Origin of the sequence: Arcicella gelida, from assembly GCF_034931025.1 — a bacterium.
In the GTDB taxonomy this organism is placed as follows: Bacteria; Bacteroidota; Bacteroidia; order Cytophagales; family Spirosomataceae; genus Arcicella; species Arcicella gelida.
Window position 1 is genome coordinate 275956 of sequence record NZ_JAYGIL010000002.1, and the last position, 18668, is coordinate 294623.

General features: G+C 34.8%; 15 protein-coding genes. 7 read left to right on the forward strand and 8 right to left on the reverse strand.

From position 1 onward, the window contains the following. Position 1 precedes the first annotated feature (1 nt). The 3 genes from VB776_RS01140 to VB776_RS01150 form a co-directional block, all read right to left on the reverse strand. Positions 2–670, reverse strand: coding sequence for an SGNH/GDSL hydrolase family protein (locus tag VB776_RS01140; protein WP_407653771.1), 669 nt, complete (start codon positions 668–670; stop codon positions 2–4). Positions 671–686: 16 nt separating this feature from the next. After that, complete coding sequence (locus tag VB776_RS01145) at positions 687–1451, reverse strand: SDR family NAD(P)-dependent oxidoreductase (RefSeq protein WP_323325188.1); 765 nt, start codon at positions 1449–1451, stop codon at positions 687–689. A 475-nt stretch (positions 1452–1926) separates the two neighbouring features. Then, positions 1927–3603, reverse strand: coding sequence for an amidohydrolase (locus VB776_RS01150; RefSeq protein WP_323325190.1), 1677 nt, complete (start codon positions 3601–3603; stop codon positions 1927–1929). An 816-nt stretch (positions 3604–4419) separates the two neighbouring features. Between VB776_RS01150 and VB776_RS01155 the strand changes: the two genes are divergently transcribed. Continuing rightward, positions 4420–5190, forward strand: coding sequence for a TerC family protein (locus tag VB776_RS01155; protein ID WP_323325192.1), 771 nt, complete (start codon positions 4420–4422; stop codon positions 5188–5190). 140 nt (positions 5191–5330) lie between these two features. Here VB776_RS01155 and VB776_RS01160 read toward each other — a convergent pair whose 3' ends face one another. The 3 genes from VB776_RS01160 to VB776_RS01170 all read right to left on the reverse strand — a co-directional run bounded on the left by VB776_RS01160 (position 5331) and on the right by VB776_RS01170 (position 9302). Continuing rightward, entirely contained in the window at positions 5331–6653 is a 1323-nt protein-coding gene (locus tag VB776_RS01160) for a DEAD/DEAH box helicase (protein ID WP_323325194.1), read from the reverse strand. 321 nt (positions 6654–6974) lie between these two features. After that, positions 6975–8699 carry a GMC family oxidoreductase gene (locus VB776_RS01165; RefSeq protein WP_323325196.1) on the reverse strand — a complete coding sequence of 575 codons (1725 nt, stop codon included), beginning with the start codon at positions 8697–8699 and terminating at the stop codon, positions 6975–6977. Between the two features lie 54 nt (positions 8700–8753). Next, positions 8754–9302 (reverse strand): gluconate 2-dehydrogenase subunit 3 family protein, encoded by a 549-nt coding sequence (locus tag VB776_RS01170; RefSeq protein WP_323325198.1) that lies wholly within the window; start codon positions 9300–9302, stop codon positions 8754–8756. 323 nt (positions 9303–9625) lie between these two features. Between VB776_RS01170 and VB776_RS01175 the strand changes: the two genes are divergently transcribed. The 4 genes from VB776_RS01175 (at position 9626) to VB776_RS01190 (ending at position 12918) form a co-directional block, all read left to right on the forward strand. Next, a complete protein-coding gene (locus VB776_RS01175) occupies positions 9626–10159 on the forward strand; it encodes a 30S ribosomal protein S16 (protein WP_323325200.1) in 534 nt (177 codons plus the stop codon). A gap of 132 nt (positions 10160–10291) precedes the next feature. After that, on the forward strand, positions 10292–10819 hold the full coding sequence (gene rimM / locus VB776_RS01180) for a ribosome maturation factor RimM (RefSeq protein ID WP_323325202.1): 528 nt from the start codon (positions 10292–10294) through the stop codon (positions 10817–10819). A gap of 15 nt (positions 10820–10834) precedes the next feature. Next, positions 10835–11521: a tRNA (guanosine(37)-N1)-methyltransferase TrmD gene (gene trmD / locus VB776_RS01185; RefSeq protein WP_323325204.1), complete on the forward strand. Its 687-nt coding sequence runs from the start codon at positions 10835–10837 to the stop codon at positions 11519–11521. 401 nt (positions 11522–11922) lie between these two features. Further along, positions 11923–12918, forward strand: a complete 996-nt coding sequence (locus tag VB776_RS01190) for a glycosyltransferase family 2 protein (protein WP_323325206.1) — start codon at positions 11923–11925, stop codon at positions 12916–12918. A gap of 331 nt (positions 12919–13249) precedes the next feature. On the opposite strand, the gene VB776_RS01195 is transcribed toward VB776_RS01190, so the two are convergent. Together VB776_RS01195 and VB776_RS01200 are read right to left on the reverse strand one after the other, a co-directional pair. Beyond that, complete coding sequence (locus VB776_RS01195) at positions 13250–14164, reverse strand: alpha/beta hydrolase (RefSeq protein WP_323325208.1); 915 nt, start codon at positions 14162–14164, stop codon at positions 13250–13252. Positions 14165–14201: 37 nt separating this feature from the next. Continuing rightward, a complete protein-coding gene (locus VB776_RS01200; protein WP_323325210.1) occupies positions 14202–15128 on the reverse strand; it encodes an EamA family transporter in 927 nt (308 codons plus the stop codon). 260 nt (positions 15129–15388) lie between these two features. Here VB776_RS01200 and VB776_RS01205 point away from each other — a divergent pair, with 260 nt between their 5' ends. Continuing rightward, entirely contained in the window at positions 15389–17815 is a 2427-nt protein-coding gene (locus VB776_RS01205; protein WP_323325212.1) for a zinc-dependent metalloprotease, read from the forward strand. Between the two features lie 84 nt (positions 17816–17899). After that, positions 17900–18529, forward strand: a complete 630-nt coding sequence (locus VB776_RS01210) for a Uma2 family endonuclease (RefSeq protein ID WP_323325214.1) — start codon at positions 17900–17902, stop codon at positions 18527–18529. Positions 18530–18668 lie beyond the last annotated feature (139 nt).

The window sequence follows — 18668 nt, forward strand, 5'->3', positions numbered from 1 at the left end:
TTTATTTTGTAATTAAAGGGAATAATTTATCGGCAACAAACTGATTTCCAAGCTCGTTCAAATGAACTCTATCAGTTGTTAAAATGCCTTTGTCTTTATTTTCTGGATTATTATTCAAATTGTGTGCAAGAAATTCTTTTCTTAAATCACAAAGTGGAAGATTATTCTTCGTTGCCAAATTTCTGATAAAATTACTGTACTGATTCATATCACCATCCTGTTGATTACTGAAATCAGTTTTTTCGCCAATGGTTGCAGGTGTACATAAAATCAATTTTGCTCCACTTGCTTGAATCTTATTGATTAATGCTTGATAAAATCTCATAAATTTATCTGGATCTGTTCCTGTTCCAGAAGTTGCTTTATGCCAAACATCGTTTACACCCACGTAAATTACTACTAAATCTGGCTTTTTGCTCAATACATCATCTTCTAAACGTAAGTATAAATCATATACTTTATTGCCTCCGATACCCGCACCAATTAATTCATACTTGGCTTTATCACCTTTTTTGTCAATCATTTCTTGCAGTTGAGAAATATAACCTTTGGGCTGTACGCCAGCTTGCGTGATGGAATCACCAAAGAAAATAATTTTTTTAGGTTTTTCTTGTTGAATAAAAGAGGTCATCGACCAGAATAATACCGATAATAGCAATAGTTTTTTCATGAGTATTGTTTAAAATTTAGTTATTCAATCTAATAAATCCTCCATCAATCGGGTAATCACAACCTGTTACAAAACCTGCTTCGTCTGAACATAAGTATAATGCTAGAAAAGCGATTTCTTCTGGTTTAGCCATTCTACCAATTGGTTGTGAAGCCGACAGTTTTTCAAACATTTCTTCGATATTATTCGGATAATTCTTTGCTAAAAAGCCATCAACAAAAGGTGTGTGTACTCTGGCTGGTGAAATACAATTACAACGAATGTTATCTTTTAGATAATCTTTGGCGATGGATAATGTCATGGTTAAAATTGCTCCTTTAGACATAGAATAGGCAAAACGATCTGAAATTCCTACTGATGAAGCTACCGAAGCCATGTTTAAAATAACACCTCCTTTTACTTCTTTCATCATCGGAACGGCTGTGTATAAACAATTATAAGCCCCTTTTACATTTACGTTGAAAATTCTATCAAAATCTTCTTCTGATGTTTTTTCAAGATTACCAACATGAGCAATTCCTGCATTATTAATCAGAATATCTACCTGACCAATATTAGCAAATACTGTTTTTACAACATCTTGATTGGTTACATTACAAGCATAAGCATTGGCTTTGCCTCCTTCTGAACGAATCTCTGCTACGGTATCTTGTGCGGCGGCTTCATTGAGTTCAAGAATATTTACTGTTGCTCCTTGTTTGGCAAATAATAATGAAATTGCACGACCAATTCCCGAACCTCCACCTGTTATTACGACTGACTTGTTAGTTAATGAAAACATTGTTTATGATTTTTTCTTGATTGTTTGGCTTCTTCTATTGAAAAAAAGTAATCAGAATGTATAAGTAGTTTATTACGGAAACATACCCTATATTTTTCTAATAATTATTGATAAACATAAAAAAAGACAACTAAAATAGTCGTCTTTTTCTTTAATCAAGCAATTTTATTTGTTAATGTACTCTAATTTCTTTCTGATGATAAATTGTAGCGGTAACATTTACGGTTACCGTTTTTTGTATCTGTACTTTACCAAACGGTAACCGCAAGGGTTACCGCTACACGTATTTTTCTGTATTACAAAAGTTAACAGGCAAATCTATTAAGCATTTGCTTATTATTAATCACGTTATCTTAAACTCAAAATTGTAGCGGTAACCTTTACGGTTACCATTTCTTATCTCTTCATTTGCCAAACGGTAACCGCAAGGGTTACTGCCACATACACTTTTCTTTATTAGCATCTGCATGAATGCTTAATTCCCTCCGCTTTTTCCTGTTGTTGCATTGTTTTCTACCGATGAGGTTTTACGAATTGTTGGATAAGTAATTCCTAATTGTTCCATATAGCTTTTATATTTGGTAGGGTCGTAATATACTTTCTTCATTTCTGGTCTAAACTTTGCCATAATCTGCTGATTCAAATTGATAGCAGGTTTATCCGTCGGCGAAATCAAAGATTCATATTTTACATCTTTGGTTTGTTCATTTTTATAATAATCCCACGCTTTAGTAATCAAGTCAGGTTTTACTAACATATCTAATAAAGTAAGTGCTTCTACCTTTGCTCCTGCTGTTACTCCTTTATGAGCAATCGGAGTTGCCATTGAAATAGCATTAGCCCAGTGATGACCCGGCAAACCTGGAATATTAGAAGGATAGCGTAAAACTACTGTTGGAAGATTCCAAGAAATATCAGCGATATCATCCGAACCTCCACCCATACTAACTAAAACAGGCTCGATGGTTGTATCTATTTTCATTGCCAAACCCTTTTTCTCAGGTGACTTCAATTCTGCTTGTAATGAAGTAGCTAATAATTGGTCTTCTTCCGACCATTTTGGCAAGCCTACTCTTTTAATATGTTCAAAAACATTTTCTGCAATGGGTTTATTGAAATGTCCGGGCCAAGCACTTCCTAGTACTTCATAAGACATCGTAGTTCCCGTCATCATCGTTGCTCCTTTGGCAATGGCAACACCTGCATCATACAATTCTTTGATTTTCGGGTAAGTTCTTTCACGGAAATAATACCAAACAGAAGCCTTTGAAGGCACAACATTGGGTTGGTCGCCACCATCAACAATAACATAGTGCGAGCGTTGCGAAGGATATAAATGTTCTCTTTTAAAGTTCCAGCCGATATTCATTAATTCTACAGCATCCAAAGCACTTTTCCCTCTCCAAGGTGCGCCTGCCGCATGAGCGGCTTCTCCTTCGAAGCTAAATTTTACAGAGACCAAACCATTCCCTCCATTATCGCCCCATTGAACACCCAAATTATTGGCAACATGTGTAAAAATACAGGCATCAATATTTTTAAAATGCCCATCACGTACAAAAATAGCTTTAGTTCCAACCAACTCTTCTGCAACGCCAGGCCAAAGAACAAGTGTCCCAGCTATCTTTTCACGCTCCATGATTTTCTTAATTACTAAAGCAGCAGTTATATTAAGAGCTTGTCCAGAATTATGTCCTTCACCATGTCCCGGTGCGCCTTCAATAATTGGATCATGGTAGGCAACACCCGGTTTTTGTGATGCTTTTGGAATACAATCAATATCAGAGCCTAAAGCGATAACAGGCTTGCCACTTCCCCATTTAGCAATCCATGCCGTTGGGATACCCGAAACGCCTTTTTCAATGGTAAAACCTTCTTTTTCGAGAATATTAGTGATATAATTAGAAGTTTCATACTCTTGGAAGCCTAGCTCACCAAAACTAAAAATCATATCGACCATTTGCTGAGAGAACACTTGTTTCTTGTCGATTTCTTCTAATATTTCTTTGCGGAGTTTTTCTAATTTTTTAGCATCAATTAAAGTAACTTCAGTACTTGCAGTGGATGCTTTTTTAGATTGAGCAAATGTGTTTGGTTGACATAGCCAAAAAAGAAGCATTAGCTTGAATAATGCGTAAACGTTTTTTTTCATGTTGATGAGTAATTGAAGATAGTTTGGTTTGAAGATGAATGTTTACAGACAACTCAATTAAATTTAATAATTTTCAATGATAATTTTGATAAAGAAATGTTAAAAATGTTATCATTAGAGGGTTTCTGCTTAGCTTTATTTTGTTTTTAGTAGCTTTTACTTATAACTATGATTTATACGTGATTAACTCGATGAACACCCTTCTTGTATCTAAAATTTTTACTCATTTCTTCAATGTAGTTCTGTCTTTCTCAACTGTAGATGGTTGTTTCTAAAATGTAGTTGACCGTTTCTTTATTGCAGTTGGCTATTTCTAAAATGTAATTGGCTGTTTCTCAATTGTCAGCAACCATTTCTTCATTGTAATTGGCTGTTTCTCAATTGTCAGCACCCATTTCTTTATTGTAAGATACTGTTTCTCAACTGTCAGATACCGTTTCTTTAGTGTAAGATGCTGTTTCTCAACTGTCAGATACCGTTTCTTTTGTGTAAGATACTGTTTCTCAACTGTCAGATACTGTTTCTTTAGTGTAAGATGCTGTTTCTCAACTGTCAGCACCAATTTCTTTAGTGTAAAATGCTGTTTCTCAACTGTCAGATACCGTTTCTTTAGTGTAAGATGCTGTTTCTCAACTGTCAGATACTGTTTCTTTAGTGTAAGATGCTGTTTCTTAATGGACAATATTTGATTATCAAAAGCTTTTAAAACCCTTTTACAACCCTATTAAACCAATCAAATTAATATTCTTGCTTGCCTTATCTTTTAGGCATCAAAGTTTGTAACTTTGAGAATATTTTGAACACAAAACAATATTTATGGATTTTTTGCATCAAATTTTTGGTAATGATTTAGGCGCAGCGGCCTTGGTAGTGGGAAATTTAATTCTAATTGAAAGTCTCCTTTCCGTTGATAATGCAGCAGTTTTGGCAACAATGGTAATGGATTTATCGCCAGAAAAAAGAAAGAAAGCATTAAAGTACGGTATTATTGGTGCATATTTTTTTAGAGGTCTTTGTCTTTTATTTGCTTCGTACTTAGTACAAGTTTGGTGGTTGAAACCAATAGGTGGTTTGTATTTATTATTCCTTACTTATGATTACTTCAAAAAAGAAGCAACACCACAACAAGATGACGATTTATTAGACAAGAAAAGTAATTGGCTTTATCGTGTTACTTTAGGGGCATTAGGGCCATTTTGGGCTACCGTTTTTTTAGTGGAAGTAATGGATTTAGCTTTTTCAATTGATAATGTTTTTGCAGCAGTAGCTTTCACAGATAACATTTATTTGATTTGCATTGGTGTATTTATCGGTATTTTAGCGATGCGTTTTGTGGCACAAGCTTTTGTGAAATTAATGGAAAAGTATCCTTTTTTGGAAACAGCAGCCTTTTTAGTAATCGGTGTATTGGGTTTAAAGCTGACTTTATCTTTACTCACACATTTTCTACCAGAAAATCCAATTGCTAAATTCATGGAAAGCGAAGAAGCTGATGCTTATGTATCAATGTTAACGGTTGGAATTTTTGGTATTCCATTGCTTACTTCTTATTTCTTTAATTATCCGCATCATAGCAAGAAGAAATAATATTCCGTCCCTAACGGAATTATAATCAAACAAAAAAGCGGTCTAAAAACTAATTTTGACCGCTTTTTTGTTTTTTAATCAATATCTCAAACCATATCCGACAGACAGCTTATCATTCGCAATTAGTTCATCACTCTTGCTTACTCTCTCTTTTTGTATGCTCTTCCGTACTTCTTTTTCATTTCTTCGGCATGATTTCTTCTCACATTTACCTTTTTATTCTTTTCAGATTTCTCATGAAAAGCTGGACCTACATCTTCACGTTTGGTTGCTTTCACTTGAATAGTTTTCATAGATACTCTCTCGATTTCCTCAGGTAAAATCTTAGTTGAAAGTGTTAAATCTTCTGGTAAATCGAGCATTGGAATTTGGTAATTCATCAAATTCTCAATTTCCGAAAGATATTCTTTCTCTTTTTCTACCACAAATGAAATTGCAATGCCTTTTCTTTCTTTTCTACCTGTTCTACCAATTCTATGAATATAGTTTTGTGGTGTTTCGGGTAAATCAAAATTGATAACGTGCGTTACTTCTGCTACGTCCAATCCTCTTGCAATAATATCAGTAGCAATTAATACTCTGCATTCGCCAGATTGGAATTTAATTACGCTATCAAAACGATGTTTTTGTGCTTTATTTGAGTGAATCACGCCAATTGATTCGCTTTGTTCTGGATTCATCTGCTCATACAATACATCTGCTAAATGTTTCGTAGAAACAAAAACCAGTACTTTACTCATCGTTTCATCTTTCTCTAATAATAAATTTAAGAAATTAACCTTTGAATAAAAGTTGGGTACTTCGTAATACGATTGACTGATGTTTTCCAAAGGTGTTCCAACAGGCGTTGCTTCTACACGAACGGGGCTATTGAAATAATCTTCAATTAATTGTTCTACTTCTTCATTAAGCGTAGCTGAAAAAAGTAAATTTTGTCTTCTTTGAGGTAATCTTCCAAAAACAACTTTCAATTGCGCTCTGAAACCAAGGTTTAACATTTCATCAAATTCATCAATCACTAATTTCTTGACAGATTTTCCTGTAAATGCACCTACAGATATTAAATCGACCAATCTTCCAGGTGTTGCTACTAAAATATCAGCACCTTCTAATAATTCAGCGACTTGTATTTTTGTATTTACGCCACCATATACTCCCAAAACTTTGAAACTCATGTAAGTAAGGAGTTTTTGGGCTTCTTCAACAATTTGTACTACCAATTCACGAGTTGGAACGATAATGACTAATTGCGGATCTTTTTCTTTTGAGAATTTCAACTGACGAAGGCAAGGCAATAGATAAGCATAAGTTTTCCCTGTTCCAGTTTGTGCAATTCCACAGACATCTTTACCAGACATCACTACCGAAAAAACTTTTTCTTGGATAGCTGTTGGGGAAGTAAAGCCCAAATCGTTGAGGGCATTCAATAATTGTTTATTAAGATTTAATTCTTCGAAAGTCATGACCGTAAATTGATTATTATCACAAAGGTAGGTTGAAACTTTCTGAAAGATAAATTAATAGACAATTATCGTTGGATTGTTGCCCGCTTTAGGCGACAAGCTTTATGTTTTTAACAGGAAATAATTTGTAAAACAATTTTATATTATTCCAAAAAGCATTCATGAAACAAAGAGTATTTTATGTGAATTAAAATTTTCAATTCACAACTCATCACTCACAACTCTTACTTATTAAACATAAAGTCCCCAATTAATTAAAATTGAGGACTTTATGTTTAATGATATTTACTTTTCTGAAATCAGACATCAGCAATCCGAAATCTATTTCAAATCACCTTTTTTCAAAGCATTAACGGCATAATCGGCTGCTCTAGCTGTTAAAGCCATATAAGTAAGCGAAGGGTTTACACATGAAGCAGAAGTCATTGCAGCTCCATCTGTTACGAATACATTATCAGCACCCCAAACTTGGTTGTTTTTGTTCAACACAGAGTTTTTAGCATCTGTCCCCATACGAGCAGTTCCCATTTCGTGAATACCAATTCCTAAGTGTTTAGATTGGTCATCATAAGCAACAATGTTTTTCAAACCTGCTTTTTCTAACATTTCAGCGGCATCGTTTTTCATATCGACACGCATTTTTAATTCGTTGTCTCCATAAGCTGCATCAAACACGAATAATGGCATTCCCCACTTATCTTTTTGAGTTGGGTCTAATGTCATTCTATTTTCTGGATTTGCTAATACTTCACCAAAACCACCGATATTGAATGTCCATTTACCCGGATAACTTAAAGCATCTTTAAAGTCAGCACCAACGCCTTCTTGTCCAGCACCACGACCAAAGTCTTCACGAGAAGCACCACCTTGATAACCGAATCCACGTAAATAATCACGTTTGTCAGTTCCCCAGTTACGGTATCTTGGAATATAAATACCATTAGCACGACGACCATAGTAATAATCATCTTCCATCCCTTCAAATTCACCTCTTGCACCAACCGCTAAGTGATGATCCATGATATTACGACCTAATTGATCTGATTCATTACCTAAACCATTTGGATGACGTTGAGATTTTGAGTTCAACATAATTCCTGTACTTCCAAAAGCAGAAGCATTCAAGAAAATGATTTTTGCAAAATACTCAATTGATTGTAAAGTATTTTGGTCAACAATTCTTACACCAACAGCTTTACCCAATTTATCGTCATAAATTACTTCTTGAACAATAGCATCAGGACGAAGTGTTAAATTTCCAGTTTTTACTGCTGCTGGTAAAGTTGAAGATTGTGTTGAGAAGTATCCGCCGTAAGGACAGCCCATCATACAACGGTTACGGAACTGGCATTGCGAACGACCTAAATCATAAGCAATTTTAGATTCGCCCGTTAAGTGAGCAGTACGCCCCATGATGAAATGACGTGAAGAAAATTCTTTTTCAATTCTTTTCTTCAATTCTTTTTCCAAAGCATTCATGTTCATTGCTGGCAAATAATGGTCGCCATGCGGTAAAACATCAATACCATCTTTATTACCACTGATACCAGCAAATTTCTCAACATGGTCATACCAAGGAGCTAAATCTTTGTAACGAATTGGCCAGTCTGTACCAATTCCTTCTTTGGCATTTGCTTCAAAATCAGTTTCATTCAAACGATATGATTGACGACCCCACATCAAAGAACGACCACCAACATGGTATCCACGAATCCAGTCGATTGGTTTTTTCTCAACGATTGGATTCTCCTTATCGTTTTCAAACATATCTCTCCAAGGTTCATTAACAGTGTAACCTGTACGAACACCGATGTAATGTTCTTCGGCAGATTTGTTATCTACACGACCACGATGTTCAAATTCCCAAGGAGCTTTAGTAGCATTCGGATAATCTTGGATATGTTTAATATCACGCCCTCTTTCAAGCATGATTACTTTTAAACCTTTTTCACATAATTCTTTGGCAGCCCAACCGCCTGATATTCCTGAGCCAACAACAATGGCATCGTAGGTATTTGCTTTATTTCCTGTTCCTGTAATTTCCACTTTCGTATTGATTTGAAATTGAATGAATTAATATTTGACTTCTTTCGAAAACAATTAGCTCATAGCCCAAGCTTTTTGTCCTTTTTGTAATTTGATTGGTTCATACTTACCCGGTACTTCTAAAAACTCTAAAGCTTTGGTAGCTCCAGGTTCAGAGGTAAAGTATCCCAAAATCGTCAAATCTTTCATTGTTTTCCAGAATTCAGAGCGCTCCTTCGCCGAATCTTCAGCTTTTATCAAAGCCAGTTTTTGCGCTGGTGTCGATTTAGAAAATTCTGTATTATTAGCCTTTTTAGCATCTTCATCCAATTTAGTTAAACCATCAAAGAAAGCCTTTTGTTGGTCTTCTTTGTAGCAATCCTTCAACATCATTTGGATAAATTCTGGCACTTTTGCATCAATTGCACCAGGCGTTTGTGTGCGAGGTAAAATAATTTCAGCAATTTCAGCAATCATTGCACTTTGTTCAGGAGAAAAACTAACACCTGTAGCCACCGATGAACTGCCTGATTTACAGCCTTCTAAAACTGTTGCCAAAGTACCAGCAGATAGAATTCCTCCCATCGTTAAGGCCATTCTGGCAATTGCGTCTCTTCTTTTCATGTATTTATTTAAGTTTTGTTTATATTCATCTGAACGTAAAATTACATTTATATTGCAAAAACTTGCATTATTTTTCGCTAAAGTACTTTTTGTTAACCATGTAAATCAGTGCAGAAATAATTCTAAGCAAATGTTGAGTAAAAATGTTTTATCTGATTAAATGTTAATGCCAACAATAAACTCCCAATTGTATTCTTTTTTTATATTGTTAAATATTTTATCAATCTACCATTGTTAAATCCTTAATTTTAACTATCTTTGCACTCCAATTTACAAATACCATAACCGAGGGACGGGTTCCTTCACTAAAACGTAAATAAAAAATGGCTGTTAAAATTAGATTAGCACGTCGTGGACGTAAAAAATTAGCGATGTACGACATCGTTATTGCTGACGCAAGAGCTCCACGTGACGGTAAATTCATTGAGAAAATCGGAACGTACAATCCAAACACAAACCCTGCTTCAATCAATTTGAACGAAGAAAGTGCTTTGAAATGGGTTTTAAACGGTGCTCAACCAACAGATACTACTCGTGCAATTTTGTCATATAAAGGTATATTGTTGAAAAAACACTTGCAAGTGGGTGTTAACAAAGGTGCTATCTCTCAAGATATTGCTGATTCTAAATTCAATGACTGGAAAACTAGCAAAGATTTAAAAATCTCTGGTAAAGCTGATGGTCTTGATGCAAGTAAAGCTGCTGATAAAGCTGCTCGTTTAGCAAGAGAAGTAGAAATCAATGCTGCTCGTGCTGCTGCAATTGCTAAGAAAAACACTGTAGAAGAAGTTGTTGCAGAAGAAACTGAAGCTCCAGCAGCTGAAGGTGAAGAAGCTACTACAGAATCTGCTGAGTAATTTTCTCAAAGAAATTTCTTTAAAAATGATACAAAACTCTTTTGATAAGTTGTTTTGTATCATTTTTTATTTGTACTCATTCGTTCATTCTAACAAAGACAGCAAGTATCCGACGATACCGAAAATATAGCAATGACTAAAGAAGATTGTTTTGAACTTGGAAAAATCACTAAAACACATGGACTAAAAGGTGAAGTAATCCTTTGGTTGGATGTTGATTTTCCTGAAGATTATGAAGATTTAGAAAGCCTTTTCTTGGAAGTAAAAGGAGAATTAGTTCCTTATTTTATTGAAAGCTACCGCCTTTCTGGCAATCGTGCGATTGTACATTTTGAAGATATTGATACTTTTGAAAAAGCAGAAGCAATGATTAATCTTCAAGCTTTTTTGCCATTAGATGAACTTCCTGAGCTTGAAAATGACCAATTTTATTATCATGAAATCATTGGTTTTCAAATAGTTGACAAAAATTTAGGTAATTTAGGAACAGTACAAACTGTGCATTCTATGCAAGCCCAAGATTTATTGGTAATGGATTATAAAGGCAAAGAAGTATTGATTCCTGTGATTGATGAAATTGTATTACAAGCAGAAAAAGAACAGAAAATACTTCATGTAAATTTACCAGAAGGTTTGTTAGAAGTGTATTTAGAAGACTAATTCCAGATTCCGACCATGCGAATAGATATTATTTCGGTAGTGCCAAAATTGATGGAAAGTTTTTTTGCTCACTCCATTTTAAAACGTGGACAAGAGGCTGGTCATGTAGAAGTAGTACTGCATGATTTAAGAGATTATTCTCTTTCAAAACAACGCCAAGTAGATGATTATGCTTTTGGTGGAGGTGCAGGAATGGTGATGAGTGTAGAGCCAATTGCTCGTTGTATTCGTCATTTGCAAAGTGAAAGACATTACGACGAAATCATTTACATGACGCCAGACGGTGAAACTTTCAATCAACAAACAGCTAATCAATTGTCATTACAAGGAAATCTTCTATTTCTTTGTGGACATTATAAAGGTGTTGACCAAAGAGTACGAGATATGTTTATCACCAAAGAAATCTCAATTGGTGATTATGTACTTTCTGGTGGAGAATTGGCAGCAGCTGTTTGTGCGGATGCTATTATCAGATTGATTCCGGGCGTATTAAATGATGAAACTTCGGCATTGACAGATTCTTTTCAAGATAATCTTTTGGCACCCCCAGTTTATACTCGTCCTGCCGAATTTGAAGGAATTGGCGTTCCATCAGTACTTTTATCAGGACACGAAGCCAAAATTAATGAATGGAGATTCGAACAATCAATCGAACATACTAAAGCGAGAAGACCAGATTTGTACCAAAAAAGTGGCTTGTAGCCATCATTTTGGGTGATTTAAGATATTGATAAAGCCATTTTTCATGAAAAATAAAGGCGAAATCAAAAAAAATAAATAATTCTTGCAAATAATTGTATTATATGTTTATTTATTTGGATTTTTTATTATTTTTGTAACGAAGAGAATATGTGAGGGAGATACAATTTAATAAAGATTCAAAGACAATAACATTAAATAAAGTAAGGATTATATTTAGAAAGCCTGATGTCTGTGGCATCGGGCTTTTTTGTGTGCTTACATTTTCAGAACTATCAATCAAAAGTTTTAAGGAAATAACAGACTATTCATAAATTACTCTATCAATAAACTTAAGCCCCAACTGAATTAATTGTAATTTTATAAAAAATTAGTCCTTAGAATTTTCAAATAATCAGTTTCGCATGGATGTTTCGATTATCATTATCAATTATAAATCAGCAACGTTAACAGTCAATTGTATTAGTTCTATCAAAAAATTTACGCAAGATGTTACTTATGAAGTAATTGTGGTTGACAATGATTCACAAGATACTTCCGAAAACATTGTCAAATCTGTTCATCCAGAAATCGTTTGGGTGGCAAGTACTTATAATTCTGGTTTTTCGAGAGGAAATAATCAAGGAATGGAAGTTGCCAAAGGAAATTATTTTTTATTATTGAATGCCGACACCTTACTTTTCGATAATTCAATTTTTAAAGCTTGGCAAAAACTTGAAGCAAATCCTGATATTTCAGCAATTGGAGGAATACAAGTAACGGCAGATTTGGTAAAAATGCCTTATTTCAGGAATCGAAATGAATTTCTAAAATTCTTAATCATTGCACCCAATTCATTGAATAAGTATTTAGAAAAGATTTTTCCTGAACCACAATTTGAAGACCCTAATCAATCTGAATTATGCTGTGGAGCTTTTATGCTGATTTCTCGAAAAACCATTGAAAAAGCTGGAAAAATGGATGAAGACTTTTTTATGTACGCTGAAGACTTTGAATGGGCTGGAAGACTAAGAAAAGTTGGGAAAATCTGCTGTTTTGAAGAAATAAAATTTATCCACTTAGAAAAAGATTCTCCGTTCAGAAGAACGAACATCTCTCCCATCAACAGATTTGGTACACAAATGCAAGTATCTAATTTACTCTGGATTCGTAAAGAGTATGGTTTGGCGTTTTACCTATTATTGATTTTTCATTACACTTCTTTAGCGACTTTCTTTTACTTGTGGAAAATATCTGTCAATATTTCGAAACTAAGAAATCCATTCTTTGAGCTAAGAAGTCAGAAAATATTTGCCTTAAAAACATTAGTTTTCTTAAAATTCTTCTGGAAAACGGTTTTCAAAGTAAAAGGTTTTTACAAAATTGAAGCGAATGATAATATTGATTTGAGGTTTCGTTAATTGTAGTTATCGGTTATTCGAAATATGTTAATGTTTTACTAGAAAACTATGCTTGCGTTTGAGAATATGTTTATAGCATATTTAGTTTATATCAAAAATACAATATCTCCTTTCGTAAGACCTTACTTTTCTTGTCTTGACACAAGAAAAGTAACAAAAGAAAGTCAAGAATTTATAAACTCGCTATCGCTCAAACAGTATAAATTCATTAAATGCTGTCGCCTGACTAGTACAAAGTTTTTTGCAATAGAAATTTAAACATACATAAAATAAAAAACCGTGAGTTTGAGAAAAATCTCAAGCTCACGGCTCAATGCTAAAAGCTATAAAATTACTTAGTTAATAACCCTAAAGAATCCATCCAATTCTTCACATTATCCATCCATTTTTCTTTGGTTGTTTTGTTATTCATCCCAAAACCATGCCCTCCTTTTGGATAAATTACCAGTTCAGCATTTACACCATTTTTTTGTAAACCTTGGTAAAATTCTAAAGAGTTTTTAACTGGCACTGCTGTATCGTCGCCAGCGTGAACTAAAAAGGTTGGTGGAGTATCTTTTGTGACATGTAATTCATTTGAATACTCATCTATCAAAGTTTGATCTGCTGTTTGTCCTACTAAATTAATTCTTGAACCTGCATGACCGAAGTCTTTGAAAGTAATTACTGGATAACCCAAAATCATAAAATCTGGACGAACTGAAACTTCACTTGTTACTTCTCCTACTTGTTTATTAAAGTGTGTTCCTGCCGTTGAAGCCAAATGTCCACCAGCCGAAAAGCCCATAATTCCAATTTTATTCGGATTAATTCCGTACTTACTCGCATCTTTACGCACTGTTCTTAATGCTTGTTGTGCATCTTGCAAAGGGGCAATTGATTTATCAATTTGAGCCTTGTCGTTAGGTAAACGGTAATGCAATACGAAAGCAGTAACGCCCATTTTATTAAAAACACTCGCCACATCCGAACCTTCATGACTAGCTGCCAGAATAGCATAACCTCCCCCCGGACAAATAATTACAGCTGTTCCGTTAGCTTTATCGGCATCGGCTGGATAAACTGTTAATGTTGGCACTGTTACTTCAGAAATTCGAAGTACGCCATTTTTATCAGTAACAGACTTTTGAGTATTGGGTACTTGTTTGGCATTCGGAACACCATTTGGATACAATGGCATTTCTTGTTGTGCCTGTGCGTACTTCATGCTTAATAAAAAAGTAAATGTTAAAATGAATCTTTTCATAAGATTGGTTTTGAAAGGTAAAAATTAATATGCTATGTCAAGTATTTTCTATTGTTGTTTTATTTCTTGCTGTTGTAATTAAAATTACCGCTGTAATAATAATTGCTCCCGCCAAAAGCATTAATGGATGTAGGCTTTCGCCAGCAAATAATGAACCCAAAATCATTGCTACTAATGGATTTACATACGTATAAGTAGCCACCAAAGTTGGCGAAGTTACTTTAGATAACCAGTTAAAAACTAGAAAAGCCAAACTAGAGCCAAAAACTACTAAATAAATAAAAGATAAATATGCTTTGGGCTGAATATTACTTATGTCAAAATGATTGAATTCTCCTAAACCTAAGCTAATCATCAACGAAAATATTCCACCTGTCATCATTTGCATTCCAGAAATTTGCGAAGCATGGAAATCAAAAATCATGGCTCTTTTTACAATGACAACGCCAAAATTCCAAGCTAAAATTGCTAAAAACAAAAATAATACACCAAGCATATAATATTCTTCATAGCCTTTCAAAGCCAATGACTTCAATGTCATTAAAATACCAACACCGACAATTCCAAGAAAAGCCCCTGCAATTACTCTAAGATTTGGTTTCTCATGATTAATCAACCAAAGTAAAGAAACTAACAGTACTGGTCCTATGGCTGAGAACAATGCTGAAAAACTTGAGGGTATCCATTTCGCTGCAATTGTAAATAATCCATTGCCAAAAGTAAGCATCAAAAATCCAGTAAAAATTGTTGTTAGCAGCATTTTACGAGTAGGTTTCTGATACTTTTTACTGATGATAGAAAATGTAAAAAGGATAGTTCCTGCGATAAAATTTCTAAAGCCAGATGCCATCATGGATGGAACTGTTTCTACGACAAAACGTAAAGCTAAATAGGTTGAACCCCAAACTAAATACAAAGTAATTAAGCCCGCCCAGATTTTTAATTGATGATTTTGTTGATTCATACCCCAAATTTGAGATTTTTTCACGAAATTTAAGAAGGCTTAAATTTGAGTGCGGAATTATGAGTGTGGAGTTTTGAGTTTAAGTAATTGATTTATAAGTGATTATTGAAATTCAAATTTTTATTAGAATTTTAAATTTCAATAAATTAATATTCAATATTTTGTACTCAACACTCCACTCTGCTACGGCAGACCGTTCAAAATTTAGCACTCTATACGGTCTTTTATATTTTCAACAAACAATTATTAATTCATCCAACATGAAAAAATTACCTTTATTAATCCTACTCTTTTTTTACTTTCAAACATTTGCCGACAAACTCCCAAGTATTGCTGAAAAGACTGCTTCCTTCAAAAAGTATGAAGGTTTTATGAATTATTGGTGGGATGAAGACAATGGAAAAATTTGGTTAGAAGTATCCAATCTTAACCAAGAATTTTTGTACGTTACTTCATTACCTGCGGGTTTGGGTTCAAACGACATCGGTCTCGACCGTGGCTTATTGGGCGATGAAAAAGTAGTATTTTTCAACAAAGTAGGAAGAAAAATTTTATTGATTCAACCTAATTTAAAGTACCGTGCCATTACAAATGATGCTAATGAAAAACGTGCCATTACCCAATCTTTTGCACAATCTACGCTTGCAGGTTTTACTGTTGAAGCCGAAGAAAATGGCAAGTATTTAATAGATGTTACTGATTTATTAATGCAAGATGCGATGGGCGTTACCGACCGCATCAAAGGTATGGGCGAAGGTTCTTACGCTTTGGATAAATCTCGTTCGGCAATGTATTTTGAACGTACCAAAAATTTTCCTTTAAACTCAGAATTTGAAGTAAGCCTAACTTTTACAGGCGGAAGCGATGCTGGTAGATTTGTAAAATCAGTTACACCAAGTGCTGAGGCAATTACCTTGAGAATGCACCACAGTTTTGTGCAATTACCCGATAATCAATTTGAAAAAAGAGGGTTTGACCCACGCTCAAGTTTTAATGCGATTTCTTACTTCGACTATTCAACACCAGTGAGCGAACCTGTTGAGAAGTATTACACGGTTAGACATCGTTTGAAGAAAAAAGATCCAAATGCTAAAATTTCGGAAGCGGTAAAACCAATTATTTATTATTTGGATAATGGTACGCCAGAACCGATTCGTTCGGCATTGATGGAAGGAACGGCTTGGTGGAATCAGGCTTTTGAGGCTGCTGGTTATAAAAATGCTTTCCAAGTAAAATTATTGCCCGACGATGCCGACCCAATGGATGTTCGTTACAATGTTATCAACTGGGTGCATCGTTCTACTCGTGGTTGGTCGTATGGGGCTTCGGTGATTGACCCACGCACTGGCGAAATCTTGAAAGGTCATGTTACTTTGGGGTCTTTACGTGTTCGTCAGGATTATCTAATTGCTCAAGGTTTACTTTCTCCTTTTGAAAGTGGCAAGAAATTAGACCCAGAAAAAGACCCGATGTTAAAAATGGCTTTGGCTCGTCTCAGACAATTAGCCGCACACGAAGTTGGTCATACTTTAGGCATTATGCACAACTATTCGGCAAGTACTAATAACCGTGCTTCGGTGATGGATTATCCGCATCCAAAAGTAAGTCTGAATGCAAAAGGTGAAATTGATTTATCAGATGCTTATGCTGTGGGCATTGGTGAATGGGACAAAGCTTCTATTACTTTTGGCTACCAAGATTTCCCGAAAGGAACAGATGAAAAAGCAGGTTTGAATAAAATTTTACAAGAAGCACGCAACAAAGGTTTATTGTTTTTGACCGATCAAGATGCTCGTCCTGCGGGTTCAGCAAGTCCAAATGCTCATCTTTGGGATGAAGGCAAAGACCCAATCGAAAACTTAAACGCTTTATTGAAAGTAAGAGAAAAAGCATTGGCAAACTTTGGTGAAAAAACCATTCGTGAAGGCGTACCGATGGCATTTTTGGAAGATGCTTTAGTTCCAGTGTATAATTTACATCGTTATCAAATTGAAGCCGTAGCTAAAATTGTCGGAAGTGTTGACTATCGTTATGCAGTGCGTGGTGATGGACAAATTCCAACAATTTTAGTATCAAAAGAAACACAACAAAAAGCCTTAAAAGCGGCAATTCAGTGTTTGAGTCCTGAGGTTTTAACGCTTCCAGAAAACATTATTAAATTGATTCCTCCTCGTCCTGCTGGTTATAATGCTTCAAGAGAATTGTTTAAGAAAAGAACAGGTTTAGCTTTTGATGCACTTTCAGCAGCAGAATCTGCGGCAGATTTTCCTTTGCAATTTTTATTACAACCAGAACGTGCTTCAAGAATGGTAGAATATGCGGCTCGTGGCGAAGGAATTACGTTAGACGAACTCAATACGCAATTAATTGAAAGTACTTGGAAAGCCCCACGCAAAACAGGTTTGGCATTAGAAGTACAATACCAAACTGAACAAATTTTACTGACACATTTGTTAGCTTTGAGCGTAAACGAAAAAGCGAATTACCAAGTAAAAGCATTGATGGGCAAAAGTTTGAAAGAATTAAAAGCCTATATCGAAGAAACCAAGAAAAGCGTAAAAGATGCCAACTATCAAGCACATTTAGATTATGCTTTAGAAAGAATGAAAAATCCTTCGGCGGCCAAAGTAACGGCTCATAAAGAATTGCCTCCGGGTGCTCCTATTGGTTGCGAAGATGAATTTTAGGTTGACTGATGTTTTAGCTTTGACAAATTTCAGTATTTGTCAGAGCTAAAACAAAATTGTTTAAATTTGATAAAAAACAAGGCTATGGTTATTGCTAAAAACTTGAAAGAAACCATTTTAACAGAGTTAAATACTCAACAATTGGTACGCATTCCAACCTCAGAGGAAGAATACTTCTCTGTGGCTGAGGAGTTGCCTTTTAAAATAGAATATCACGAAAACGAGATTATTACTATGGGATTAGCTTCGTATTGGCATGAAAAAATCACTGCTACTTTTATCGGATTACTTTTCCAATTATTCAATTTACAAAAAGAGGATTTTGATATTCTCGGCAGTAATTCAGGCGTACAAATTCCCAAATTTGAAGGTGGCTATTATATGCCCGATGTGATGGTTGTGAAGGGAAATCCTGTTTTTAAAGAAAACTCTCGAACCATTATCACTAATCCCTACATTATCGTAGAAGTACTTTCACCAGCCACCAAAGCCTTTGATTTATCAGAAAAACTATCAGAATACAAACTAATGAGTAGCCTTCAACAAGTGATTTACATTAATCCAGAAAAAGTAAGTGTTTCAACTTTTATCCGTTCCGAAAACCCCAACACTTGGATTAATCAAGATTTTTATAGCCTTGAAGATTCGCTTCCAGTTGAAAACAGCAGTATTTCTTTAGCGGATATTTACCATAAAATTAAGTTTGAGGAATAAACTCAATAAGTATTTCACAGCAAAGCCCAATGATTCAAAAGAGAATCATTGGGCTTTTTGTTTTTGTTCCTTTCGTCATCGTTGGAGTTTTTCTCCAACGAGTCGAGTGTCAACAACGAACCAGCCTTCAATGCTAAAA

Coding starts and splice junctions, on each gene's coding strand:
- VB776_RS01175 (WP_323325200.1), top strand. CDS start 9,626: ATGGCTGTTAAAATTAGATTAGCACGTCGTGGACGTAAAAAATTAGCG.
- VB776_RS01195 (WP_323325208.1), bottom strand. CDS start 14,164: ATGAAAAGATTCATTTTAACATTTACTTTTTTATTAAGCATGAAGTAC.
- VB776_RS01190 (WP_323325206.1), top strand. CDS start 11,923: ATGGATGTTTCGATTATCATTATCAATTATAAATCAGCAACGTTAACA.
- trmD (WP_323325204.1), top strand. CDS start 10,835: ATGCGAATAGATATTATTTCGGTAGTGCCAAAATTGATGGAAAGTTTT.
- VB776_RS01205 (WP_323325212.1), top strand. CDS start 15,389: ATGAAAAAATTACCTTTATTAATCCTACTCTTTTTTTACTTTCAAACA.
- VB776_RS01210 (WP_323325214.1), top strand. CDS start 17,900: ATGGTTATTGCTAAAAACTTGAAAGAAACCATTTTAACAGAGTTAAAT.
- VB776_RS01170 (WP_323325198.1), bottom strand. CDS start 9,302: ATGAAAAGAAGAGACGCAATTGCCAGAATGGCCTTAACGATGGGAGGA.
- VB776_RS01140 (WP_407653771.1), bottom strand. CDS start 670: ATGAAAAAACTATTGCTATTATCGGTATTATTCTGGTCGATGACCTCT.
- rimM (WP_323325202.1), top strand. CDS start 10,292: ATGACTAAAGAAGATTGTTTTGAACTTGGAAAAATCACTAAAACACAT.
- VB776_RS01160 (WP_323325194.1), bottom strand. CDS start 6,653: ATGACTTTCGAAGAATTAAATCTTAATAAACAATTATTGAATGCCCTC.
- VB776_RS01200 (WP_323325210.1), bottom strand. CDS start 15,128: ATGAATCAACAAAATCATCAATTAAAAATCTGGGCGGGCTTAATTACT.
- VB776_RS01145 (WP_323325188.1), bottom strand. CDS start 1,451: ATGTTTTCATTAACTAACAAGTCAGTCGTAATAACAGGTGGAGGTTCG.
- VB776_RS01150 (WP_323325190.1), bottom strand. CDS start 3,603: ATGAAAAAAAACGTTTACGCATTATTCAAGCTAATGCTTCTTTTTTGG.
- VB776_RS01155 (WP_323325192.1), top strand. CDS start 4,420: ATGGATTTTTTGCATCAAATTTTTGGTAATGATTTAGGCGCAGCGGCC.